23 protein-coding genes and 1 rRNA gene are annotated in these 24,008 nt (G+C 53.6%); 16 read left to right on the top strand and 8 right to left on the bottom strand.

The features are described 5' to 3' along the window. Nucleotides 1–53: 53 nt before the first annotated feature. The 11 genes from skp (at nt 54) to tilS (ending at nt 13,247) form a co-directional block, all read left to right on the top strand. Nucleotides 54–539: a molecular chaperone Skp gene (skp, locus tag OGV50_RS13865; RefSeq protein WP_024130685.1), complete on the top strand. Its 486-nt coding sequence runs from the start codon at nt 54–56 to the stop codon at nt 537–539. A 3-nt stretch (nt 540–542) separates the two neighbouring features. Then, the gene (gene lpxD, locus OGV50_RS13860; protein ID WP_012133978.1) at nt 543–1,568 is read left to right on the top strand and encodes a UDP-3-O-(3-hydroxymyristoyl)glucosamine N-acyltransferase; all 1,026 of its coding nucleotides are present in this window, start codon (nt 543–545) and stop codon (nt 1,566–1,568) included. Between the two features lie 103 nt (nt 1,569–1,671). Further along, on the top strand, nt 1,672–2,127 hold the full coding sequence (gene fabZ / locus OGV50_RS13855) for a 3-hydroxyacyl-ACP dehydratase FabZ (RefSeq protein ID WP_003018528.1): 456 nt from the start codon (nt 1,672–1,674) through the stop codon (nt 2,125–2,127). 3 nt (nt 2,128–2,130) lie between these two features. Further along, nucleotides 2,131–2,919 (top strand): acyl-ACP--UDP-N-acetylglucosamine O-acyltransferase, encoded by a 789-nt coding sequence (gene lpxA, locus OGV50_RS13850; protein ID WP_024130684.1) that lies wholly within the window; start codon nt 2,131–2,133, stop codon nt 2,917–2,919. Next, nucleotides 2,919–4,067 (top strand): lipid-A-disaccharide synthase, encoded by a 1,149-nt coding sequence (gene lpxB, locus OGV50_RS13845; protein ID WP_012133975.1) that lies wholly within the window; start codon nt 2,919–2,921, stop codon nt 4,065–4,067. Before lpxA ends, lpxB begins: the two co-directional genes overlap by 1 nt. Further along, entirely contained in the window at nt 4,064–4,660 is a 597-nt protein-coding gene (rnhB, locus tag OGV50_RS13840; RefSeq protein WP_012133974.1) for a ribonuclease HII, read from the top strand. Before lpxB ends, rnhB begins: the two co-directional genes overlap by 4 nt. Before the next feature lie 36 nt (nt 4,661–4,696). After that, the gene (gene dnaE / locus OGV50_RS13835) at nt 4,697–8,179 is read left to right on the top strand and encodes a DNA polymerase III subunit alpha (protein WP_286488590.1); all 3,483 of its coding nucleotides are present in this window, start codon (nt 4,697–4,699) and stop codon (nt 8,177–8,179) included. Between the two features lie 12 nt (nt 8,180–8,191). Continuing rightward, nucleotides 8,192–9,151 (top strand): acetyl-CoA carboxylase carboxyl transferase subunit alpha, encoded by a 960-nt coding sequence (gene accA / locus OGV50_RS13830; RefSeq protein ID WP_012133972.1) that lies wholly within the window; start codon nt 8,192–8,194, stop codon nt 9,149–9,151. 129 nt (nt 9,152–9,280) lie between these two features. Beyond that, the gene (ldcC, locus tag OGV50_RS13825; RefSeq protein ID WP_012133971.1) at nt 9,281–11,419 is read left to right on the top strand and encodes a lysine decarboxylase LdcC; all 2,139 of its coding nucleotides are present in this window, start codon (nt 9,281–9,283) and stop codon (nt 11,417–11,419) included. 59 nt (nt 11,420–11,478) lie between these two features. Further along, nucleotides 11,479–11,868, top strand: a complete 390-nt coding sequence (locus OGV50_RS13820; protein WP_071257623.1) for a VOC family protein — start codon at nt 11,479–11,481, stop codon at nt 11,866–11,868. Nucleotides 11,869–11,930: 62 nt separating this feature from the next. Further along, nucleotides 11,931–13,247, top strand: coding sequence for a tRNA lysidine(34) synthetase TilS (gene tilS / locus OGV50_RS13815; RefSeq protein ID WP_200091468.1), 1,317 nt, complete (start codon nt 11,931–11,933; stop codon nt 13,245–13,247). 83 nt (nt 13,248–13,330) lie between these two features. Here tilS and rof read toward each other — a convergent pair whose 3' ends face one another. Both rof and OGV50_RS13805 read right to left on the bottom strand, forming a co-directional pair. After that, nucleotides 13,331–13,591 (bottom strand): Rho-binding antiterminator, encoded by a 261-nt coding sequence (gene rof / locus OGV50_RS13810; protein WP_024130681.1) that lies wholly within the window; start codon nt 13,589–13,591, stop codon nt 13,331–13,333. Then, nucleotides 13,578–13,778, bottom strand: a complete 201-nt coding sequence (locus tag OGV50_RS13805; RefSeq protein WP_012133967.1) for a YaeP family protein — start codon at nt 13,776–13,778, stop codon at nt 13,578–13,580. The genes rof and OGV50_RS13805 overlap by 14 nt, the downstream gene beginning before the upstream one ends. A 199-nt stretch (nt 13,779–13,977) precedes the next feature. On the opposite strand from OGV50_RS13805, the gene OGV50_RS13800 reads away from it, so the two are divergent. From OGV50_RS13800 to nlpE, 3 genes are read left to right on the top strand one after another with little or no spacing between them, the layout of a single operon-like run. Continuing rightward, nucleotides 13,978–14,523 (top strand): YaeQ family protein, encoded by a 546-nt coding sequence (locus OGV50_RS13800; protein ID WP_047458789.1) that lies wholly within the window; start codon nt 13,978–13,980, stop codon nt 14,521–14,523. After that, a complete protein-coding gene (gene arfB, locus OGV50_RS13795; RefSeq protein WP_012133965.1) occupies nt 14,520–14,942 on the top strand; it encodes an alternative ribosome rescue aminoacyl-tRNA hydrolase ArfB in 423 nt (140 codons plus the stop codon). The genes OGV50_RS13800 and arfB overlap by 4 nt, the downstream gene beginning before the upstream one ends. Nucleotides 14,943–14,972: 30 nt before the next feature. Then, nucleotides 14,973–15,677 carry an envelope stress response activation lipoprotein NlpE gene (gene nlpE / locus OGV50_RS13790; protein ID WP_012133964.1) on the top strand — a complete coding sequence of 235 codons (705 nt, stop codon included), beginning with the start codon at nt 14,973–14,975 and terminating at the stop codon, nt 15,675–15,677. Nucleotides 15,678–15,735: 58 nt separating this feature from the next. On the opposite strand, the gene proS is transcribed toward nlpE, so the two are convergent. The 6 genes from proS to metN form a co-directional block, all read right to left on the bottom strand. Then, nucleotides 15,736–17,454 carry a proline--tRNA ligase gene (gene proS, locus OGV50_RS13785; RefSeq protein ID WP_012133963.1) on the bottom strand — a complete coding sequence of 573 codons (1,719 nt, stop codon included), beginning with the start codon at nt 17,452–17,454 and terminating at the stop codon, nt 15,736–15,738. Between the two features lie 110 nt (nt 17,455–17,564). After that, complete coding sequence (gene tsaA, locus OGV50_RS13780; RefSeq protein WP_058668596.1) at nt 17,565–18,272, bottom strand: tRNA (N6-threonylcarbamoyladenosine(37)-N6)-methyltransferase TrmO; 708 nt, start codon at nt 18,270–18,272, stop codon at nt 17,565–17,567. Continuing rightward, the gene (gene rcsF / locus OGV50_RS13775) at nt 18,269–18,673 is read right to left on the bottom strand and encodes an envelope stress sensor lipoprotein RcsF (protein ID WP_012133960.1); all 405 of its coding nucleotides are present in this window, start codon (nt 18,671–18,673) and stop codon (nt 18,269–18,271) included. The genes tsaA and rcsF overlap by 4 nt, the downstream gene beginning before the upstream one ends. 118 nt (nt 18,674–18,791) lie before the next feature. Next, on the bottom strand, nt 18,792–19,607 hold the full coding sequence (gene metQ, locus OGV50_RS13770; RefSeq protein ID WP_012133959.1) for a methionine ABC transporter substrate-binding lipoprotein MetQ: 816 nt from the start codon (nt 19,605–19,607) through the stop codon (nt 18,792–18,794). 39 nt (nt 19,608–19,646) lie between these two features. Continuing rightward, nucleotides 19,647–20,300, bottom strand: a complete 654-nt coding sequence (locus OGV50_RS13765; RefSeq protein ID WP_012133958.1) for a methionine ABC transporter permease MetI — start codon at nt 20,298–20,300, stop codon at nt 19,647–19,649. After that, the gene (gene metN, locus OGV50_RS13760) at nt 20,293–21,324 is read right to left on the bottom strand and encodes a methionine ABC transporter ATP-binding protein MetN (RefSeq protein ID WP_049008092.1); all 1,032 of its coding nucleotides are present in this window, start codon (nt 21,322–21,324) and stop codon (nt 20,293–20,295) included. Before metN ends, OGV50_RS13765 begins: the two co-directional genes overlap by 8 nt. A gap of 189 nt (nt 21,325–21,513) precedes the next feature. On the opposite strand from metN, the gene gmhB reads away from it, so the two are divergent. Together gmhB and OGV50_RS13750 are read left to right on the top strand one after the other, a co-directional pair. Then, nucleotides 21,514–22,080, top strand: a complete 567-nt coding sequence (gene gmhB / locus OGV50_RS13755) for a D-glycero-beta-D-manno-heptose 1,7-bisphosphate 7-phosphatase (RefSeq protein WP_200091471.1) — start codon at nt 21,514–21,516, stop codon at nt 22,078–22,080. Between the two features lie 366 nt (nt 22,081–22,446). Next, nucleotides 22,447–23,988 (top strand): 16S ribosomal RNA (locus OGV50_RS13750). Nucleotides 23,989–24,008 lie beyond the last annotated feature (20 nt).

Here is a 24,008-nt window from a genome sequence, read left to right as displayed (position 1 = left end):
GCCACGCAAAGAACTGTGCCTGCGGGCACAAATGGGATGGTAAGGAGTTTATTGTGAAAAAGTGGTTATTAGCTGCAGGTCTCGGTTTAGCGATGGTAACGTCCGCACAGGCTGCTGACAAAATTGCGATCGTTAATATGGGTAGCCTGTTCCAACAGGTCGCACAGAAGACGGGTGTTTCTAACACGCTGGAAAACGAGTTCAAAGGCCGTGCCAGCGAATTGCAGCGTATGGAAACCGATCTGCAATCTAAAATGCAGCGTTTGCAGTCCATGAAAGCAGGTAGCGAACGTACTAAGCTGGAAAAAGACGTGATGGCTCAACGCCAGACTTTCTCTCAGAAAGCCCAGGCTTTTGAACAGGATCGCGCGCGTCGTTCCAACGAAGAACGTGGCAAACTGGTTACCCGTATCCAGACTGCTGTGAAATCCGTTGCTAACAGCCAGAGTATCGATCTGGTCGTTGATGCCAACACCGTTGCTTATAACAGCAGCGACGTGAAAGACATCACTGCTGACGTACTGAAACAGGTTAAATAAGTAATGCCTTCAATTCGACTGGCTGATTTAGCAGAGCAGTTGGATGCAGAATTACACGGTGATGGCGATATCGTCATCACCGGCGTTGCGTCCATGCAATCTGCGCAAACAGGCCACATCACGTTCATGGTGAATCCTAAATACCGTGAACACTTAGGTGTATGCCAGGCTTCTGCCGTTGTCATGACGCAGGACGATCTTCCTTTTGCTAAGAGTGCTGCGCTGGTAGTGAAGAACCCCTACCTGACGTATGCGCGAATGGCGCAAATTTTAGATACCACGCCGCAGCCTGCGCAGAATATTGCACCGAGTGCAGCGATCGATGCGACAGCGACGCTGGGTAACAATGTTTCAGTTGGCGCGAATGCGGTAATTGAGTCTGGCGTAGAACTGGGCGATAACGTGATTATCGGCGCAGGTTGCTTCGTCGGGAAAAACACAAAAATCGGTGCAGGTTCGCGTCTGTGGGCGAATGTAACGATTTACCACGACATTCAGATCGGTGAGAATTGCCTGATCCAGTCGAGCACTGTCGTCGGCGCAGACGGTTTTGGTTACGCTAACGATCGGGGTAACTGGGTGAAGATCCCGCAGCTTGGTCGCGTCATTATTGGCGATCGTGTTGAGATCGGCGCCTGTACGACGATTGACCGTGGCGCGCTGGATGACACTGTGATCGGCAACGGCGTTATCATTGATAACCAGTGCCAGATTGCACATAACGTTGTGATTGGCGACAATACGGCGGTTGCCGGTGGCGTCATTATGGCGGGCAGCCTGAAGATTGGCCGTTACTGCATGATTGGCGGGGCCAGCGTGATTAACGGGCATATGGAAATATGCGATAAAGTCACGGTGACGGGTATGGGGATGGTCATGCGTCCTATCACTGAGCCTGGCGTCTATTCTTCAGGCATTCCGTTGCAGCCTAACAAAGTATGGCGTAAAACCGCTGCACTGGTGATGAACATTGATGATATGAGCAAGCGTCTCAAAGCGATTGAGCGCAAGGTTAATCAACAAGACTAGCGTTCCACCTGTAGTGCCATCCTTTTACGGCCTGTCACATTCATATGATTGCGGCAGGCCGTGTTATTATTGCCTTTTAGTATATTTGGACAGGAAGAGTATTTTGACTACTAACACTCATACTCTGCATATTGAAGAGATTTTAGAACTTCTGCCGCACCGTTTTCCGTTTTTGCTGGTTGACCGTGTGCTGGACTTTGAAGAAGGTCGTTTTCTGCGCGCAGTGAAGAATGTCTCCGTAAATGAGCCTTTCTTCCAGGGCCATTTCCCGGGTAAACCGATTTTTCCGGGTGTGCTGATTCTGGAAGCGATGGCGCAGGCAACAGGGATTCTGGCGTTTAAAAGCGTTGGAAAACTGGAGCCGGGTGAACTGTATTACTTCGCGGGTATTGACGAAGCGCGCTTTAAGCGTCCTGTCGTGCCTGGCGATCAGATGATCATGGAAGTGACTTTCGAGAAAACGCGCCGTGGCCTGACCCGCTTTAAAGGGGTTGCTCTGGTCGATGGCAAAGTTGTGTGCGAAGCAACCATGATGTGTGCTCGTAGCCGGGAGGCCTGATACGTGATTGATAAATCCGCCTTTATTCATCCAACCGCCATTGTGGAAGATGGCGCCTGTATTGGCGCTAATGTTCATATTGGTCCTTTTTGTATTGTTGGACCCCATGTCGAAATTGGTGAGGGTACCGTACTGAAGTCTCACGTTGTCGTGAATGGCCATACAAAAATTGGTCGCGATAACGAGATTTATCAGTTCGCCTCCATCGGTGAAGTAAACCAGGATCTGAAATATGCTGGCGAACCGACCCGTGTGGAAATTGGCGATCGTAACCGCATTCGCGAAAGCGTCACCATTCATCGTGGCACAGTGCAGGGTGGTGGGTTGACGAAGGTGGGCAGCGATAACTTACTGATGATCAATGCCCATGTGGCGCACGATTGTACAGTAGGCAACCGCTGTATTCTGGCCAATAACGCTACGCTTGCGGGCCACGTTTCGCTGGATGATTTTGTCATCATCGGCGGCATGACCGCAGTGCACCAGTTCTGCACCATTGGCGCGCATGTGATGGTTGGCGGCTGTTCTGGCGTTGCTCAGGACGTTCCGCCGTACGTTATTGCTCAGGGCAATCACGCGACGCCGTTTGGTGTCAATATCGAAGGGCTGAAGCGTCGCGGTTTCACCCGTGAAGCGATCACCGCGATCCGCAACGCCTATAAAGCGTTGTACCGCAGCGGCAAAACGCTGGATGAAGCTAAACCGGAAATTGCCGAACTGGCGAAGCAGTACCCGGAAGTGCAACTCTTTAGCGATTTTTTTGCCCGCTCAACGCGCGGTTTGATTCGTTAATGGCGGAACAGCGTCCCTTAACGATAGCCCTGGTCGCCGGAGAAACCTCCGGCGATATTCTTGGTGCAGGCTTAATTCGCGCGCTGAAGGCGCGTGTGCCCAACGCGCGTTTCGTCGGCGTGGCGGGGCCGCGTATGCAGGCTGAGGGCTGCGAAGCCTGGTATGAGATGGAAGAGCTGGCGGTAATGGGCATTGTTGAAGTGCTTGGTCGCCTGCGTCGCTTATTGCATATTCGTGCCGATTTGACCCGCCGCTTTACCGAGCTTCAGCCGGATGTTTTTGTCGGCATTGATGCGCCGGACTTCAATATCACCCTTGAAGGCAACCTGAAAAAGCAGGGCATAAAAACCATCCATTATGTCAGTCCGTCCGTCTGGGCGTGGCGACAGAAACGCGTTTTCAAAATAGGCAGATCCACCAATATGGTGCTGGCTTTTCTGCCTTTCGAAAAAGCGTTTTACGACAAGTTTAATGTGCCATGCCGTTTTATCGGGCATACGATGGCGGATGCTATGCCGCTGGACCCGGATAAAAACGCCGCGCGTGATGTGCTGGGAATCTCGCATGATGCACACTGCCTGGCGCTACTGCCCGGTAGCCGTGGCGCGGAAGTGGAGATGCTCAGCGCGGACTTCCTGAAAACCGCGCAGCTGCTGCGTCAGACCTATCCTGACCTTGAAGTTGTCGTACCGCTGGTGAACGCCAAACGCCGCGAGCAGTTTGAGCGCATTAAAGCTGAGGTTGCGCCGGAGCTTTCCGTGCATCTGCTCGACGGAATGGGACGTGAAGCGATGGTGGCCAGCGACGCCGCATTGCTGGCGTCTGGTACGGCGGCGCTGGAGTGTATGCTGGCGAAATGCCCGATGGTAGTGGGGTATCGGATGAAACCCTTTACCTTCTGGCTGGCGAAGCGCCTGGTAAAGACCGATTATGTTTCGCTGCCTAATCTGCTGGCGGGAAGAGAATTAGTCAAAGAGCTGTTGCAGGAAGAGTGTGAGCCGCATGCGCTAGCAGAGGCCTTGCTGCCGCTGCTAGCGAATGGCAAAACCAGCCATGCGATGCATGACACCTTCCGCGAGTTGCACCAGCAAATCCGTTGCAATGCCGATGAGCAAGCGGCGGACGCTGTCCTGGAGTTAGCACAATGATCGAATTTGTTTATCCGCATACGCAGTTGGTCGCGGGTGTGGATGAAGTTGGACGTGGCCCGCTGGTCGGCGCGGTGGTGACGGCCGCTGTGATCCTCGATCCGGCTCGCCCAATCGTGGGTCTCAATGATTCCAAGAAGCTCTCAGAAAAGCGCCGTCTGGCGCTGTATGATGAAATCAAAGAAAAAGCGTTAAGCTGGAGTCTGGGACGCGCGGAACCTCATGAAATTGATGAGCTAAATATTTTGCACGCCACGATGCTGGCGATGCAGCGCGCCGTTGCCGGTTTGCATATTGCGCCGGAATATGTGCTGATTGACGGCAACCGCTGTCCGGCACTGCCCGTGCCCTCTATGGCGGTGGTGAAAGGCGACAGCCGTGTGGCGGAGATCAGCGCGGCATCTATTATTGCGAAAGTGACGCGCGATGCCGAAATGGCGGCGCTGGACGGTATTTTCCCACAGTATGGTTTTGCCCAGCACAAAGGGTATCCGACCGCTTTTCATCTGGCGGCGCTTGCTGAACATGGTGCGACGGAGCATCATCGACGTAGTTTTGCTCCTGTCAAACGCGCCCTGGGACTTGCGTCCTGATTCTTGTGTCGAGATTAAGTAAACGGGAATCTGAAGATGTCTGAACCACGTTTCGTCCACCTGCGGGTGCACAGCGACTACTCCATGATCGATGGGCTGGCGAAAACCGGGCCGCTGGTAAAAAAGGCGGCCGCGTTAGGCATGCCTGCGCTGGCGATCACCGATTTTACCAACCTTTGCGGTCTGGTGAAGTTCTACGGAACGGGCCACGGCGCAGGGATTAAGCCCATTGTCGGCGTTGATTTCCATGTTCGCGGCACTCCGCTGGGAGATGAACTCTGCCAGTTGACCGTGCTGGCGGCAAATAATACGGGCTATCAGAATCTTACTCTGTTGATCTCAAAAGCCTATCAGCGTGGCTACGGCGCAGAAGGGCCGGTGATCGACAGGGAATGGCTGACTGAATTAAAAGACGGTCTGATTTTGCTTTCCGGTGGCCGGATGGGCGATGTGGGCCGCAGTTTGTTGCGCGGCAATAGTGCGCTGGTGGACGAATGCGTCGCCTTCTATGAAGAACATTTCTCCGACCGCTACTATCTGGAGCTGATCCGCACGGGTCGGCAGGATGAGGAAACGTATCTGCATGCGGCGGTTGAGCTGGCGGAAACGCGTGGCTTGCCGGTTGTCGCAACGAATGATGTCCGCTTTATTAACAGCGAGGACTTTGACGCGCACGAAATCCGCGTGGCTATTCACGATGGTTTTACGCTCGACGATCCTAAACGCCCGCGTAACTATTCGCCGCAGCAATATATGCGTAGCGAAGACGAGATGTGCGAACTGTTCTCCGACATCCCGGAAGCGCTGGAAAACAGCGTTGAGATAGCCAAACGCTGTAACGTGACCGTCCGTCTGGGCGAATACTTCCTGCCGCAGTTTCCGACGGGCGACATGACCACCGAAGACTTCCTGGTCAAGAAATCGAAAGAGGGTCTGGAAGAACGTCTCGAATTCCTGTTCCCTGACGAAGCGGTGCGTAAAGAGAAGCGTCCCCCCTATGACGAACGTCTGGACATTGAACTTCAGGTTATTAACCAGATGGGGTTCCCTGGCTACTTCCTCATCGTGATGGAGTTTATCCAGTGGTCGAAGGATAACGGCGTACCGGTAGGGCCGGGGCGCGGTTCCGGTGCGGGGTCGCTGGTGGCCTATGCGCTGAAAATTACCGACCTTGATCCGCTGGAATTCGACCTGCTGTTCGAACGTTTCCTTAACCCGGAACGTGTCTCCATGCCTGACTTCGACGTTGACTTCTGCATGGAGAAACGCGACCAGGTTATCGAACACGTAGCGGACATGTACGGCCGCGATGCGGTATCTCAGATTATTACCTTCGGTACGATGGCGGCGAAAGCGGTTATCCGCGATGTGGGGCGCGTGCTGGGGCACCCATATGGTTTCGTGGATCGTATCTCGAAACTGGTGCCGCCTGACCCGGGCATGACGCTGGCGAAAGCGTTTGAGGCGGAACCGCAACTGCCGGAAATTTACGAGGCGGATGAGGAAGTTAAAGCGCTGATCGATATGGCGCGCAAGCTGGAAGGCGTCACGCGTAACGCCGGTAAGCACGCCGGTGGCGTGGTTATCGCGCCGACCAAAATCACCGATTTTGCGCCGCTGTACTGTGATGAGGCCGGTCAGCACCCGGTAACGCAGTTTGATAAAAACGACGTGGAATACGCCGGGCTGGTCAAATTCGACTTCCTGGGGCTGCGCACGCTCACCATCATTAACTGGGCGCTGGAGATGATCAACGCCCGCCGCGAGAAGAATGGCGAACCGCCGTTGGATATCGCGGCGATCCCGCTGGATGACAAGAAAAGTTTCGACATGCTGCAACGCTCGGAAACCACGGCGGTCTTCCAGCTTGAATCCCGTGGCATGAAAGATCTGATTAAGCGTCTGCAACCTGACTGCTTCGAAGATATGATCGCGCTGGTGGCGTTGTTCCGCCCCGGCCCGTTGCAGTCGGGCATGGTGGATAACTTCATCGACCGTAAGCATGGCCGTGAAGAGATTTCCTATCCAGACGTGCAATGGCAGCATGAAAGCCTGAAACCCGTACTGGAGCCGACCTACGGCATCATCCTGTACCAGGAACAGGTTATGCAGATTGCCCAGGTGCTTTCCGGTTACACCCTTGGCGGCGCGGATATGCTGCGTCGTGCGATGGGTAAGAAAAAGCCGGAAGAGATGGCGAAACAACGTTCCGTCTTTGAAGAGGGCGCCAGAAAGAACGGCATCGACGGCGAGCTGGCGATAAAAATCTTCGACCTGGTGGAAAAGTTCGCCGGGTACGGGTTTAACAAATCGCACTCCGCCGCCTATGCGCTGGTGTCTTACCAGACGCTGTGGCTGAAAGCGCACTACCCGGCAGAGTTTATGGCGGCGGTAATGACCGCCGATATGGACAACACCGAAAAAGTGGTCGGTCTGGTGGATGAATGCTGGCGCATGGGGCTTAAAATCCTGCCGCCGGATATCAACTCAGGGCTGTATCACTTCCACGTTAACGACGACGGCGAAATTGTTTACGGCATCGGCGCGATCAAAGGCGTGGGTGAAGGCCCGATTGAAGCTATCATCGAGGCGCGCAATAAAGACGGTTACTTCCGCGAGCTGTTTGATTTATGCGCCCGCACGGACACGAAAAAGCTCAACCGCCGGGTACTGGAAAAACTGATCATGTCCGGGGCGTTTGACCGCCTTGGGCCGCACCGCGCCGCGCTGATGAACTCGCTGGGCGACGCGCTGAAAGCCGCCGATCAGCATGCCAAAGCGGAAGCGATTGGGCAGGCGGATATGTTTGGCGTACTGGCGGAAGAGCCGGAACAAATTGAACAATCCTATGCCAGCTGCCAGCCGTGGCCGGAACAGGTGGTGCTGGACGGGGAACGTGAAACGTTGGGGCTTTACCTGACGGGACACCCTATCAATCAGTATTTAAAAGAAATTGAGCGCTATGTCGGAGGCTACCGGCTGAAAGACATGCATCCGACAGAACGTGGTAAAGTCACCACGGCTGCGGGGCTCGTGATTGCTGCAAGGGTTATGGTCACCAAGCGCGGCAATCGTATCGGCATCTGTACGCTGGATGACCGCTCTGGACGTCTGGAGGTTATGCTGTTTACCGACGCTCTGGATAAATATCAGCAATTGCTGGAAAAAGACCGCATACTTATCGTCAGCGGACAGGTCAGCTTTGATGACTTCAGCGGCGGGCTTAAAATGATGGCCCGTGAAGTCATGGATATTGACGAAGCCCGGGAAAAATATGCTCGCGGGCTTGCTATCTCGCTGACGGACAGGCAAATTGATGACCAGCTTTTAAACCGACTCCGTCAGTCTCTGGAACCCCACCGCTCGGGGACAATTCCAGTACATCTCTACTATCAGAGGGCGGATGCACGCGCGCGGTTGCGTTTTGGCGCGACGTGGCGTGTCTCTCCGAGCGATCGTTTGCTAAACGATCTCCGTGGCCTCATTGGTTCGGAGCAGGTGGAACTGGAGTTTGACTAATACAGGAATACTATGAGTCTGAATTTCCTTGATTTTGAACAGCCGATTGCAGAGCTGGAAGCGAAAATCGATTCTCTGACAGCGGTAAGCCGCCAGGACGAGAAACTGGATATTAATATCGATGAAGAAGTGCATCGTCTGCGTGAAAAAAGCGTAGAACTGACGCGCAAAATCTTTGCCGATCTTGGTGCATGGCAGGTTGCTCAACTGGCGCGCCATCCGCAACGTCCATACACCCTGGATTATGTTCGCCTGGCGTTTGATGAATTTGACGAACTGGCGGGCGATCGCGCCTATGCGGATGATAAAGCTATCGTCGGCGGCATCGCGCGTCTGGATGGTCGTCCAGTGATGATTATTGGTCATCAGAAAGGCCGTGAAACGAAAGAGAAAATCCGTCGTAACTTCGGCATGCCGGCACCAGAAGGGTATCGCAAAGCGCTGCGTCTGATGGAAATGGCTGAGCGTTTCAACATGCCGATCATTACCTTTATCGACACCCCTGGCGCTTACCCTGGCGTGGGTGCGGAAGAACGCGGTCAGTCTGAAGCGATCGCACGTAACCTGCGTGAAATGTCACGCCTGAGCGTACCGGTGATTTGTACCGTTATCGGCGAAGGGGGTTCCGGCGGCGCGCTGGCGATTGGCGTGGGCGATAAAGTGAATATGTTGCAGTACAGCACCTATTCCGTTATCTCCCCGGAAGGCTGTGCGTCCATTCTGTGGAAAAGCGCGGACAAAGCGCCGCTGGCCGCCGAAGCGATGGGTATTATCGCGCCGCGCCTGAAAGAGCTGAAGCTGATTGATTCCATCATTCAGGAACCGCTGGGTGGCGCGCACCGTAACCCGGAAGCGATGGCGGCTTCTCTGAAAGCGCAACTGCTGGCCGATCTCGCCGATCTCGACGTGTTGAGCAAAGACGATTTGAAAAACCGTCGTTATCAGCGCCTGATGAGCTACGGCTACGCGTAAATATCATCAATGCCTGATGGCGCTTACGCTTATCGGACATGGAGTAAAAAGGGTCACATTTTGTGGCCCTTTTTTTTATCTGCGGTTTGACCAGGCTATGATTAGCTAAGGTTTTTCCAGGAGGAACGCATGAATATCATTGCCATCATGGGGCCGCATGGCGTTTTTTATAAAGACGAACCCATCAAGGAACTTGAGCTTGCCCTACAGTCGCAGGGGTTTCAGATTATCTGGCCGCAAAATAGCGTCGACCTGCTGAAATTCATTGAACACAATCCGCGAATCTGTGGCGTCATTTTTGACTGGGATGAGTACAGCCTCGATTTGTGTAGCGATATCAACCAGCTAAATGAGTACCTGCCGTTGTATGCGTTTATCAATACGCATTCGACGATGGATGTCAGCGTGCATGATATGCGTATGGCACTGTGGTTTTTTGAATACGCGCTCGGCCAGTCAGAAGATATTGCGACGCGCATCCGCCAGTATACGAATGAATACCTTGATAACATCACGCCGCCGTTCACCCGGGCGCTGTTTACCTATGTGAAAGAGGGAAAATACACCTTTTGCACGCCGGGGCATATGGCGGGAACCGCTTACCAGAAAAGCCCGATTGGCTGCCTGTTTTATGACTTCTTCGGGGGGAATACGCTAAAAGCGGATGTGTCTATTTCCGTGACCGAACTGGGGTCGCTGCTGGACCATACCGGGCCGCACCTGGAGGCGGAAGAGTATATTGCCCGCACCTTCGGCGCCGAGCAGAGTTATATGGTGACCAACGGCACCTCCACATCGAACAAAATTGTCGGCATGTACGCGGCGCCGTCGGGCAGCACGCTGCTGATTGACCGTAACTGCCATAAATCTCTCGCGCACCTGTTGATGATGAGCGATGTGGTGCCCCTCTGGCTGAAACCCACGCGCAACGCACTCGGTATTCTGGGGGGCATTCCTAAGCGTGAATTTACGCGTGAGAGTATTGAACATAAGGTTTCGGAGACGGCGCAGGCGCAGTGGCCGGTACATGCGGTTATCACCAACTCGACCTATGACGGCCTGCTGTACAACACCAACTGGATTAAACAAACGCTGGATGTCCCTTCGATCCATTTCGACTCGGCCTGGGTGCCCTATACCCATTTTCACCCGATTTATCAGGGGAAAAGCGGGATGAGCGGCGAGCGGGTGCCGGGAAAAGTCATCTTCGAAACGCAGTCGACGCATAAAATGCTGGCGGCGCTGTCTCAGGCATCGCTTATTCACATTAAAGGGGATTACGATGAAGATACCTTTAATGAAGCGTTTATGATGCACACCTCAACATCGCCAAGCTACCCCATCGTGGCGTCGATTGAGACGGCTGCGGCAATGCTGCGTGGCAATCCGGGTAAACGATTGATCAATCGCTCCGTGGAGCGGGCGCTTCATTTTCGCAAAGAGGTACAGCGGCTGCGCGAAGAGTCGGAAGGCTGGTTCTTTGATATCTGGCAACCGGAAGAGGTGGATGAAGCGGAATGCTGGCCCGTTGCGCCCGGCGAGGAGTGGCACGGTTTTACCGATGCGGATGCCGACCATATGTTTCTCGATCCGGTGAAAGTCACCATTTTGACGCCCGGTATGGATGAGCAGGGTAACATGAGCGAGGAGGGGATCCCCGCCGCGCTGGTGGCGAAGTTCCTTGATGAGCGCGGCGTGGTGGTAGAAAAAACCGGGCCTTATAACCTGCTGTTCCTGTTCAGTATTGGTATTGATAAAACCCGGGCGATGGGATTGCTGCGCGGCCTGACGGAGTTTAAACGCGCTTACGATCTTAATCTGCGCGTTAAAAATATGCTGCCGGATCTGTACGCCGAAGATCCCGATTTTTATCGTAATATGCGGATTCAGGATCTGGCGCAGGGTATCCATAAACTGATCCGCCAGCACGATCTTTCCGGGTTGATGTTACGGGCGTTCGACACATTGCCCGAAATGAAAATGACGCCGCATCAGGCTTGGCAGAGGCAGATAAAAGGCGAAGTGGAGACCATCGCGATTGATCAACTGGTGGGGCGTATTTCCGCCAGTATGGTGCTGCCGTATCCGCCTGGCGTGCCGTTGCTGATGCCGGGGGAGATGATCACCGAAGCGAGCCGCGCGGTACTCGATTTTCTGCTGATGCTGTGTTCCATCGGCCACCATTACCCTGGCTTTGAGACCGATATTCATGGCGCAAAACAGGATGAAGATGGCGTTTACCGAGTGAGAGTCTTAAAAACGGCATGATGGCTTGCCTGAGCGACTGCAAGGCGGGTAACGTGCTGATAACACATTAAGGAGACGCTATGCTGGGATTAAAACAGGTTCACCATATTGCGATTATTGCGACGGATTATGCGGCGAGCAAAACGTTTTATTGTGACGTACTGGGCTTCACGCTGTTGAGTGAAGCGTACCGGGAAGAACGTGATTCCTGGAAAGGCGACCTGGCGTTAAACGGGCAATATGTGATTGAGCTTTTTTCTTTTCCCTTCCCGCCTGCGCGACCGAGCCGACCGGAGGCCTGCGGTCTGCGGCATCTGGCGTTCAGCGTGGAAGACGTAGACAAAGCGGTAGCGCATCTGGAGGCGAACAACGTTAAATGCGAGTCGGTTCGCGTTGACCCGTTTACGAATAAACGTTTTACCTTTTTCAACGATCCAGACGGACTGCCGCTCGAACTGTATGAGCAGTAAAACTTGTCATCACGGTTTCTGCCCGGTAACGTGCCGGGCAGTGCCACAGTTAAGCAATGATCATGACAACACTCACCCTGAACGCCTCACTCCTGCCATACCGCCAGATTCTGGTGGCCTTTAGCGGCGGGCTGGATTCTACCGTACTGCTGCATCAACTGGTGCAATGGCGAGAACAGCAGCCTGATGTCACGCTGCGCGCCATCCATATTCATCATGGGTTAAGCTCTCATGCCGATAGCTGGGTGACGCATTGCGAGGCTGTGTGCCAGCAGTGGCAGGTGCCGCTGGTTGTCCGACGAGTGCAGCTTCAGGATGAGGGGCTGGGGATTGAGGCTCAGGCGCGCCAGGCGCGATACGCAGCCTTTGCGCAGGCGCTGCATCCCGGTGAAGTCCTGGTCACGGCCCAGCATCTTGACGATCAATGTGAAACGTTTCTGCTGGCGTTGAAGCGCGGCAGCGGCCCGGCGGGATTGTCCGCTATGGGGGAACGCTCGTCGTTTGCCGGAACGCAGCTGATCCGCCCGTTACTTGGGGAAACCCGTGCGGCGCTGGAGCAGTGGGCAAAACGCTATGCGCTGCGCTGGATTGAGGATGAAAGCAATCAGGATGATGCCTACGATCGTAATTTCCTGCGCCTTAGGGTGCTACCGCTGCTGCAACAACGCTGGCCGCATTTTGCTGAAGCGACTGCCCGTAGCGCCGCGCTTTGCGCAGAACAGGAGCGCCTGCTGGATGAGCTTCTGGCAGAGGATTTAGCGGGCTGTATCACCGCTGATGGAGCATTGCAGTTAGCGCCGTTAATGGCGATGAGCGGCCCGCGACGTGCTGCGCTATTGCGCCGCTGGCTGGCCGCGAAGCATGCGCCGATGCCTTCCCGCGACGGGCTGGAACGTATCTGGCAGGAGGTGGCGCTGGCGCGTGAGGACGCCGCTCCCTGTTTGCGCTTTGGCGAGTACGACATTCGCCGTTATCAGTTACAGCTATGGTGGATAAAATCCGTTACCGGCCAAAGCGCGACGGTGATCCCGTGGTCATCGTGGCAAACACCGTTATCGCTGCCCGTTGGACTTGGGACGGTACGGCTCGTTCCAGGAGGCGACCTGCGCATGCCGCGTGCCGACGAGCCGGTTAGCATACGCTTTAAGGCATCTGGGTTACTGCATATTATCGGGCGCAATGGCGGGCGTAAGCTAAAGAAAATCTGGCAGGAGCTGGGCGTACCGCCCTGGCGGCGGGATACCACGCCGCTGCTGTTTTATGGCGAGACGTTGATTGCTGCCGCAGGTATTTTTGTTACCTGTGATGGTCTGGCGGAGGAGAGAGCAGGCGTCAGGCTGGAATGGAAGGAAGAGACGTCGTCATCGCGTAATGCCTGATGGCGCTGCGCTTATCAGGCCTACGTATCGCATGGAAAGTAGGCCGGATAAGGTGCTTGCACCGCCATCCGGCAACAAAAGAATCAGGATTCGCTGACGATTACAGTACCGATTTGTGGATGACTGAAGCTGGTAATTTTGTCCAGACGCAGCTCGCGTGTTTCACCGGCGACATCCGCGATCAGATATTCCACGTTTTTGCGCGACACCAGATCGTTGGCTTTCGCCTGTAAAACTTCTCCATCCTTAAGTTCCAGCGTCAGTAACAGATGATGCTGGCAGGCGAGCTCAAGATTGTCGTAATCATCGCAGTTGATGGGTTGATACGTTTCATTCATTGACATAATCGCTCACCAGTAAGTTCGCGGCAGCATATGCCGCCTTTTCCCTGACCGACTCTGAAAGGGCATCGTCTGCTGCCACTTCATTAAGCACTTTCAATACACAACCCAGCGCATCCGGGACATACCCTAAGTCTCCGCTGGCGATTTCCGCATACCGCTTGCGTATTAACTCACAATATTTTTCCACATGCCCTCCTGTCAGCACTCTGACTTAACCGTGGATGCAAGTCTAAGCCTACGAAGATAAACTCTGTTTAGCAAGGTGACTATAACATACCCATCCAGGCAATATCAGCAGGTTGACGGCGCAGGTATACGACATCCGTTAACAGCCTTTTGACGCAGATTTCGCTACAATGTGTCCCTGATTCGAAAGGAGTTCTCTCATGGCGCTTAAAGCGACGATTTATAAAGCCGTAGTCAATGTGGCGGATCTTGACCGCAACCAGTTTCTTGACGCGGCATTGACGCTGGCGCGTCACCCTTCTGAAACGCAGGAGCGCATGATGCTGCGCCTGCTGGCCTGGATTAAATATGCCGATGAGCGCCTACAGTTCACGCGTGGTCTGAGCGCAGAAGATGAGCCTGAGGCATGGCTGCGTAACGACCATCTGGGGATTGATTTATGGGTTGAGCTGGGGCTGCCGGATGAGCGCCGCATTAAGAAAGCCTGTACCCAGGCTGCGGAGGTTGCGCTGTTTGCCTATAATAGTCGTGCCGCGCAAATCTGGTGGCAGCAGAACCAGAGTAAATGCGCGCAGTACGCTAACCTGTCCGTGTGGTATCTGGATGATGAGCAACTGGCGAAACTGAGTGATTTTGCCGGCCGAACCATGACGTTGCAGGCAACGATTCAGGATGGCGCCATCTGGCTGTCGGATTCTCAGAATAATCTGGAAATTCATCTGACTGCATGGCAACAGCCTTCATGATTGTCATCTCCCGAAATGTCTCGATTCCCGACAATGAGCTGGAAATTACAGCCATTCGTGCGCAGGGAGCGGGTGGACAGCACGTTAATAAGACCTCAACGGCTATCCATTTGCGCTTTGACATTCGGGCCTCTGGCCTGCCAGAGTATTATAAGGAACGTTTGTTGGCTGCCAGCCATCATCTTATTAGCAGCGATGGCGTCATTATTATCAAGGCGCAGGAGTATCGCAGCCAGGAGCTCAACCGGGAGGCGGCTATCGCCCGGCTGGTGGCAGTCATCAAAGAATTAACCGCAGTGCAAAAAAGCAGACGGGCAACCCGCCCTACGCGCGCGTCGAAAGAACGCAGGTTGTCATCGAAGGCACAAAAATCCACAGTGAAGGCGCTTCGCGGTAGAGTTCGTCGTCCTCAGGAGTGACGAGCGGGGATAACATTTCATAAGGAATTTATGGTGAAAACAGCGATATTGTCAGTAGCGGCAGCATGCACGCTCTTTGCCTTGATTGGATGTAATAATCGTACTGAAGTGGAGGCGCTACAGCCGACGCAGACGGCAGAATTAAAACCGATGCAGCAAAGCTGGCGTGGCGTATTGCCTTGCGCAGACTGTGAAGGGATCGAAACCTCTTTGTTCCTGGAAAAAGATGGAACATGGGTGATGAATGAACGTTATCAGGGCGTTCGTGAAGAACCTTCTTCGTTTGCCTCGTATGGCACCTGGGCGCGTACAGCCGATAAACTGGTATTGACCGACAGCAAAGGCGAGAAGTCTTACTATCGTGCGAAAGGCGACGCTCTGGAAATGCTTGATCGTGAAGGTAATCCGATTGAGTCGCAGTTTAATTACACGCTTGAGTCGGTGTCTGCCAGTTTGCCCGTAACGCCAATGCCGGTGCGCGGCATGTATTTCTATATGGCGGATGCGGCGACCTTTACCGATTGCGCTACCGGGAAACGCATGCCGGTGGCGAACAATGCTCAGTTGGAACGTGATTATCTGGCGGCACGAGGCGCTGCGGAAAAACCGGTATTATTAACGGTGGAAGGTCATTTTACGCAGGAAGCCAACCCGGATACGGGCGCGCAGGTAAAAACGCTGGTGGCCGATAAAGAGATTAAATTCGTTCCTGGACAGGATTGTTCCAGTAAGTAATTGCGGTATCGACCCCGTCTGGACATTAAAAAACCCCGCATCAGCGGGGTTTTTTTGTTTAGCCTTTGATGGCTTTCACCAGGAAATCGACGATCTCGCCAGTTTTAATCAACTGCTTCTCGCCGTTACGACGGTATTTGTATTCAATATCGTCGTTGTCCAGGTTACGGTCGCCCAGCACGATAGTGTGCGGGATGCCGATCAGTTCCATATCCGCGAACATGACGCCCGGACGCTCTTTACGGTCATCCATCAGCACTTCGATGCCTTGTGCGCGCAGTTCACCGTACAGTTTTTCTGCCAGTTCCTGCACCCGGAAGGATTTGTGCATATTCATCGGCAGAATGGCAACCTGGAATGGCGCGATGGCGTCAGGCCATACAATACCGCGTTCGTCGTAGTTCTGCTCAATCGCCGCCGCCACCACGCGCGTTACCCCGATACCGTAGCAACCCATCGTCAGGATCTGGTTACGACCATCTTCACCCTGTACGGAGGCTTTCAGCGCTTCGGAATACTTGGTGCCCAACTGGAAGATATGACCTACTTCGATGCCGCGTTTAATCAGCAGCGTGCCCTGGCCGTCCGGGCTTGGATCGCCTGCCACGACGTTACGGATATCGGCGACTTCTGGCGTCGCGACATCGCGATCCCAGTTGATGCCGAAGTAGTGCTTACCGTCGATGTTGGCGCCTGCCGCGAAATCGCTCATTACTGCAACGGTACGGTCGATCACCACCGGAACCGGCATATTTACCGGGCCGAGAGAACCCGGGCCGGCTTTCACCAGCGCACGAATCTCTTCTTCTGTGGCGAAGGTTAGCGGGCTGGCAACCTGCGGCAGTTTTTCCGCTTTCACTTCGTTCAGTTCGTGATCGCCACGTACCAGCAGAGCAACCAGCGGGTAGCTGCTTCCTTCAACCGCTTTCACCAGCAGCGTTTTGACGGTTTTCTCAATCGGCAGATTGAACTGCTCAACCAGCTCCGCGATGGTTTTCGCGTTTGGCGTATCAACCAGCGTCATCTCCTGGCTGGCAGCCGCGCGCGGCGCTTTCGGCGCAACGGCTTCGGCGAACTCAATGTTAGCCGCGTAGTCAGAAGAATCAGAGAAGATCACATCATCTTCACCGCTTTGCGCTAGTACCTGGAACTCGTGGGATGCGTTACCGCCGATAGACCCCGTGTCTGCCTGTACCGCGCGGAAATCCAGGCCCATACGGCTGAAGATTTTGCTGTAAGCGGCATACATTGCGTCGTAAGTTTCCTGTAGCGATTCCTGAGAGGTATGGAAAGAGTAGGCGTCTTTCATCAGGAATTCGCGGGAACGCATTACGCCGAAACGCGGACGTACTTCGTCACGGAATTTGGTCTGGATCTGGAAGAAGTTCAGCGGCAGCTGTTTGTAAGAGCTGAGTTCGTTACGAATCAGGTCGGTGATAACTTCTTCGTGAGTCGGGCCGAGTACGAACGGACGCTCGCCACGGTCAACAAAACGCAGCAGTTCCGGGCCGTACTGTTCCCAACGACCACTCTCTTGCCACAGGTCAGCAGGCTGAACCACTGGCATCGACACCTCAATGGCACCGGCGTTATTCATCTCTTCACGCACGATGTTTTCGACTTTTTTCAGGACGCGCAGGCCAGTCGGCAGCCAGGTATATAACCCGGAGGCGAGCTTGCGGATCATCCCGGCGCGCAGCATCAGCTGATGGCTGATAACCTCGGCGTCGGCAGGTGTCTCCTTCAGAGTGGAGAGCAGATATTGGCTAGTACGCATGTTGTTACGGTTCCAGTTGGACGATCGAACAGGCTCAACGCGAGCCTGACACAAAAAAAGTGATTTAGTTTACCAGCGAGAAAGGGATGTCAAAAGAGAAGGGCGTGAAATTAGCGGGGTTCCAGCGCAAAGACTTCAAAACCCTCTTCGGTGACGCGCCAGCGCACGTTGAAATCGTGCAGCCAGACGGCGTACGTTTTACCTGTCTCTTCACCTTTACGATAGGCGGGACGCGGATCTTGCGCCAGCACTTCGCCGATAAATGTTTTCAGTTGCGGGTAACGTTGTTCAAGCCGTGAAAGCTGTTGGTCAATGTCGGCCGTGAAGCTGACGTGCATCTCTGCCACAGGCGCCTGTTGCGCGTAGCTGGCCGTTGCGTCCGGTAATGACTCGGCAAACGGCAGGTAGGGTTTGATATCAATAACCGGCGTGCCATCAACCAGATCCAGACTGCCCAGCTTCAGGATGACTTTCTCTTTCTGACAGACAATCTCTTTCAACTCAACCAGCGACATGCCGACAGGGTTAGGGCGAAAGGTGGAGCGGGTCGCGAAGACGCCCATCCGGGCATTGCCGCCGAGACGGGGAGGGCGAACCGTCGGGCGCCATCCGCCAGCCATCGTCTGATGAAAGACGAAGATTACCCACAAATGGCTGAACGCTTCCAGACCGCGAACGGCATCGGCCTGATTATAGGGCGCAACAAGATGCAGTTCGCCGTCGGCGCTTTTTACCAGACCAGGCTGGCGCGGGACGGCGAACTTTTCTTTATAGGGGGAGCGAATAACGCCTATTTGCTCGAACTGAAAACTGCTCATTTAGCCGAGATGTTAAGGGCGGAACCGATGCAAACAGCCTGACGGTAGCAGCCTGGCGTTCCACTGGTGACTTCGCAGCTGTGCAGCAGTACAGCATTCGCCTTCATTTTAGAGGCGTTAATCTGCATGCGTTTACGTGCCGTCGGGATGCTCGGCGGGGAATCCTGATTAGATGCCTGGCAGGAGTCACCGCTGACTTCGCCAAGATCGCGGAACGGTTTACCCACTAACTCTTCGGCGTTGGTGTAAATTCGGACCGGTGCGGCACGCGGCGCTTTCGGTTTTTCCGACTCCGCTTTTGGCGGGGTTGCGGTGCTTTGAACGGGTTCAACAGGGGATCTGCTTAGCATGGAACAACCGCCCAGCATGAGTGCCAATAAACAGATCGGTAAAGCACGCATAATATTTCCTCAATGAATGATCTAATCGTCAGATATTGAATCAGGAGCTTGCATAAATGACAAGACGGGCAAGCGCCCGTCCTGAATGATATTACAGATTGTGGAAACCGCCTAAAAATTACCAGCCTTTAACAGCACCGCCGTTGAAGACTTTATTCGCGGCTTCGTAGACTTCGTCAGACTGATAAGCCTGAACGAATTTCTTCACGTTCTCTGCGTCTTTATTGTCTTCACGCGTTACGATCAGGTTAACGTACGGGGAATCTTTATCTTCCACGAAGATACCGTCTTTTGCCGGCGTCAGGTCAATCTGGCTGGCGTAAGTGGTGTTAATCACGGCCAGGGCAATTTGCGCATCGTCCAGAGAGCGCGGCAGTTGCGGTGCTTCCAGCTCAACAATTTTCAGGTTCTTCGGGTTTTCGGTCACGTCCAGAACGGTCGGCAGCAGGCCAACGCCATCTTTCAGTTTGATTAATCCTACTTTCTGCAACAGCAGCAGTGAACGACCAAGGTTAGTCGGATCGTTTGGTACGGCTACCTGAGAACCATCCTGTAGCTCATCAAGTGATTTGATTTTTTTGGAATAACCGGCAATCGGATAAACAAAGGTATTGCCAACGGCAACCAGTTTATAACCGCGATCTTTGATTTGCTGATCCAGGTACGGCTTGTGCTGGAAAGCGTTCGCGTCGATATCGCCTTTGCTTAACGCTTCGTTCGGTAATACGTAGTCGTTGAACGTCACCAGCTCAACATCCAGACCGTATTTTTCTTTCGCTACTTTTTGCGCGACTTCCGCTACCTGCTGTTCAGCGCCGACAATCACGCCCACTTTGATGTGGTTCGGATCTTTTTCATCCTGGCCGCAACCCACAAGTGCCAGAGAACCAATCAGGGCTCCCACTGCCGCAAAGGTTTTAAATTTGAACGCCATGCTTATTTCCTTAATGAGTCATTTGTGTTGTGTTTAATGTTACTTGTGCGTCACTGCCCGAACGATGCGATCGCCGGATAACTGAATTAAATAAACCAGAACGACCAGTAATACCAGCACCGTATTCATCACGGTAGCATTGTAGCCAATGTAACCATACTGATAGCCAATCTGACCGAGTCCGCCAGCGCCAACGGCGCCGCCCATAGCAGAGTAGCCCACCAGAGTGATCAGGGTAATGGTTGCGGCATTGACCAGACCCGGTAATGCTTCCGGCAGCAGCACCTTACGCACGATTTGCAGCGGCGTGGCCCCCATCGCACGGGAGGCTTCGATCAATCCGGTTGGGATTTCCAGCAATGCGTTTTCCACCATGCGGGCGATAAACGGCGCGGCACCGACGGTTAACGGCACAATCGCCGCCTGCAAACCGATGGAGGTGCCGACAATCACACGGGTAAACGGAATCATCCATACCAGTAAGATAATGAACGGGATTGAACGGAAGATATTGACGACCGCAGAGAGTGTGCGGTAGAGCTTCGCGTTTTCAATAATTTGCCCTGGACGCGTAACGTACAGCAGTACGCCAACCGGCAGACCAATAACAAAACCAAAAAAGCCGGATACAAAAGTCATCGCCAGCGTTTCCCAGACGCCGCGCGCCAGTAACCACATCATCGCCTCAGACATAACCCAGTACCTCTACTTTCACATGGTGTTCCTGCAACCAGGCAATTGCGGCTTGCGTCTCTTCTTGCGTGCCGTGCATTTCCGTCAGCATAATGCCGAACTTCACGCCGCCTGCGTAATCCATCTGCGCGCTAATAATGTTGTTGTTCACATTGAAGCGGCGGGCCGTCTCAGACAGCAGCGGGGCGTCTACGGATTGTCCGGTAAATTCCATACGCAGCATGGGGACGCTGTCCGCATACGGCTCCGCTTTTAAACGTTCCAGATAATCTTCCGGGATATCCAGATGCAATGTGGACTGGATAAACTTCTGCGCCAGCGGCGTTTTTGGATGGGAGAACACTTCGCTGACCGTATCCTGCTCAATCAGCTCTCCGTTACTGATAACTGCGACACAATCGCAAATGCGCTTAACCACATCCATCTCATGAGTAATAAGAAGAATGGTCAGGCCAAGGCGACGGTTAATATCTTTCAGCAGTTCCAGAATCGAACGGGTCGTAGCCGGATCGAGGGCGCTGGTGGCCTCGTCGCACAGCAGGACTTTGGGATTGCTGGCTAATGCGCGAGCAATCGCCACACGCTGTTTCTGACCGCCGGAAAGGTTGGCCGGGTAGCTGTCGTGCTTATCGCCGAGCCCTACCAGATCCAACAGCTCTGTGACGCGGCGTTTTATCTCGTCTTTCGGCGTATTGTCCAGTTCCAGCGGCAACGCCACGTTGCCAAAAACGGTACGTGAAGATAACAGGTTAAAATGCTGGAAAATCATGCCAATCTGGCGACGGGCTTTCGTCAACTCAGATTCAGAAAGGGTGGTCAGCTCCTGGCCGCCAACCAATACGCTCCCTTCCGTGGGACGTTCCAGCAGATTCACACAGCGAATGAGTGTGCTTTTACCGGCGCCGGAGGCGCCAATAACGCCATAAATTTGTCCGGCAGGGACATGCAGGCTGACGTTGTTCAGCGCCTGAATGGTGCGAGTCCCCTGTTGGAACACTTTGGTGATATTCGAAAGTTTAATCATTGATTATTTATTATCGTAATTAAGTTAGCCGTGGCATTTTCTTCTGCCTGATACGGTCGAAGCCGTCAACAAAATGGATGTTAAGGCATCCAGACGTCTAAATCAATCAGGCTTTCGATGATGAGCACTTTCTTGCTCGCTGAAACATGCGATACTAACGGCACATGCCTTATTCAGGAGCTATAAAAGGTGGCAAAGTCCGTACCCGCAATTTTCCTCGACCGTGATGGCACTATTAATGTGGATCATGGTTACGTACATGAAATCGATGAGTTCGAGTTTATTGAAGGCGTCATTGACGCGATGCGTGAACTGAAAAAGATGGGCTTTGCGCTTGTCGTTGTTACCAACCAGTCTGGTATTGCGCGCGGTAAATTTACGGAAGCGCAGTTCGAGACGCTGACCGAATGGATGGACTGGTCGCTGGCGGACCGCGATGTCGATCTGGATGGCATCTATTATTGTCCGCATCATCCGCAGGGCAGCGTAGAAGAGTTCCGTCAGGCGTGTGATTGTCGTAAACCGCATCCCGGGATGCTTATCTCTGCGCGTGATTTTCTGCACATTGATATGGCCGCGTCTTATATGGTGGGTGACAAAATAGAAGATATGCAGGCGGCGGCAGCTGCAAATGTTGGTACGAAAGTATTGGTACGCACTGGTAAGCCCGTTACGCTCGAAGCAGAAAATGCGGCAGATTGGGTGTTAAATAGCCTTGCTGACCTGCCATCGGCGATAAGAAAGCAGCAAAAATAAGCGTTATGATTAAAAGATGAGCGGTTGAGATAAAAATGCATTTTTCCGCTTGTCTTCCTGAGACGACCCCCTATAATGCGCCTCCATCGACACGGCGGATGTGAATCACTTCACACAAACAGCCGGTTGATTAAAGAGAAAAATCCTGAAATTCAGGGTTGACTCTGAAAGAGGAAAGCGTAATATACGCCACCTCGCGACAGAGCGCTAAAGCGCGTCGCAACTGCTCTTTAACAATTTATCAGACAATCTGTGTGGGCACTCAAAGTGACATGGATTCTTAATGTCTTCGGACAATAAATGAATACCAAGTCTCTGAGTGAACACGTAATTCATTACGAAGTTTAATTCACGAGCATCAAACTTAAATTGAAGAGTTTGATCATGGCTCAGATTGAACGCTGGCGGCAGGCCTAACACATGCAAGTCGAACGGTAACAGGAAGCAGCTTGCTGCTTTGCTGACGAGTGGCGGACGGGTGAGTAATGTCTGGGAAACTGCCTGATGGAGGGGGATAACTACTGGAAACGGTAGCTAATACCGCATAACGTCGCAAGACCAAAGAGGGGGACCTTCGGGCCTCTTGCCATCAGATGTGCCCAGATGGGATTAGCTTGTTGGTGGGGTAACGGCTCACCAAGGCGACGATCCCTAGCTGGTCTGAGAGGATGACCAGCCACACTGGAACTGAGACACGGTCCAGACTCCTACGGGAGGCAGCAGTGGGGAATATTGCACAATGGGCGCAAGCCTGATGCAGCCATGCCGCGTGTATGAAGAAGGCCTTCGGGTTGTAAAGTACTTTCAGCGGGGAGGAAGGTGTTGTGGTTAATAACCACAGCAATTGACGTTACCCGCAGAAGAAGCACCGGCTAACTCCGTGCCAGCAGCCGCGGTAATACGGAGGGTGCAAGCGTTAATCGGAATTACTGGGCGTAAAGCGCACGCAGGCGGTCTGTTAAGTCAGATGTGAAATCCCCGGGCTCAACCTGGGAACTGCATCTGATACTGGCAGGCTTGAGTCTCGTAGAGGGGGGTAGAATTCCAGGTGTAGCGGTGAAATGCGTAGAGATCTGGAGGAATACCGGTGGCGAAGGCGGCCCCCTGGACGAAGACTGACGCTCAGGTGCGAAAGCGTGGGGAGCAAACAGGATTAGATACCCTGGTAGTCCACGCCGTAAACGATGTCGACTTGGAGGTTGTGCCCTTGAGGCGTGGCTTCCGGAGCTAACGCGTTAAGTCGACCGCCTGGGGAGTACGGCCGCAAGGTTAAAACTCAAATGAATTGACGGGGGCCCGCACAAGCGGTGGAGCATGTGGTTTAATTCGATGCAACGCGAAGAACCTTACCTGGTCTTGACATCCACGGAAGTTTTCAGAGATGAGAATGTGCCTTCGGGAACCGTGAGACAGGTGCTGCATGGCTGTCGTCAGCTCGTGTTGTGAAATGTTGGGTTAAGTCCCGCAACGAGCGCAACCCTTATCCTTTGTTGCCAGCGGTTAGGCCGGGAACTCAAAGGAGACTGCCAGTGATAAACTGGAGGAAGGTGGGGATGACGTCAAGTCATCATGGCCCTTACGACCAGGGCTACACACGTGCTACAATGGCATATACAAAGAGAAGCGACCTCGCGAGAGCAAGCGGACCTCATAAAGTATGTCGTAGTCCGGATTGGAGTCTGCAACTCGACTCCATGAAGTCGGAATCGCTAGTAATCGTGGATCAGAATGCCACGGTGAATACGTTCCCGGGCCTTGTACACACCGCCCGTCACACCATGGGAGTGGGTTGCAAAAGAAGTAGGTAGCTTAACCTTCGGGAGGGCGCTTACCACTTTGTGATTCATGACTGGGGTGAAGTCGTAACAAGGTAACCGTAGGGGAACCTGCGGTTGGATCACCTCCTTACCTTAAAGAACCTGCCTTTG

The sequence above is a fragment of the Citrobacter sp. CK180 genome (genome assembly GCF_030333655.1).
Classification (GTDB): Bacteria; Pseudomonadota; Gammaproteobacteria; order Enterobacterales; family Enterobacteriaceae; genus Citrobacter_B; species Citrobacter_B koseri.
Note: the sequence above shows the minus strand (reverse complement) of the source record. Positions and strands in the feature narration are given on the sequence as shown.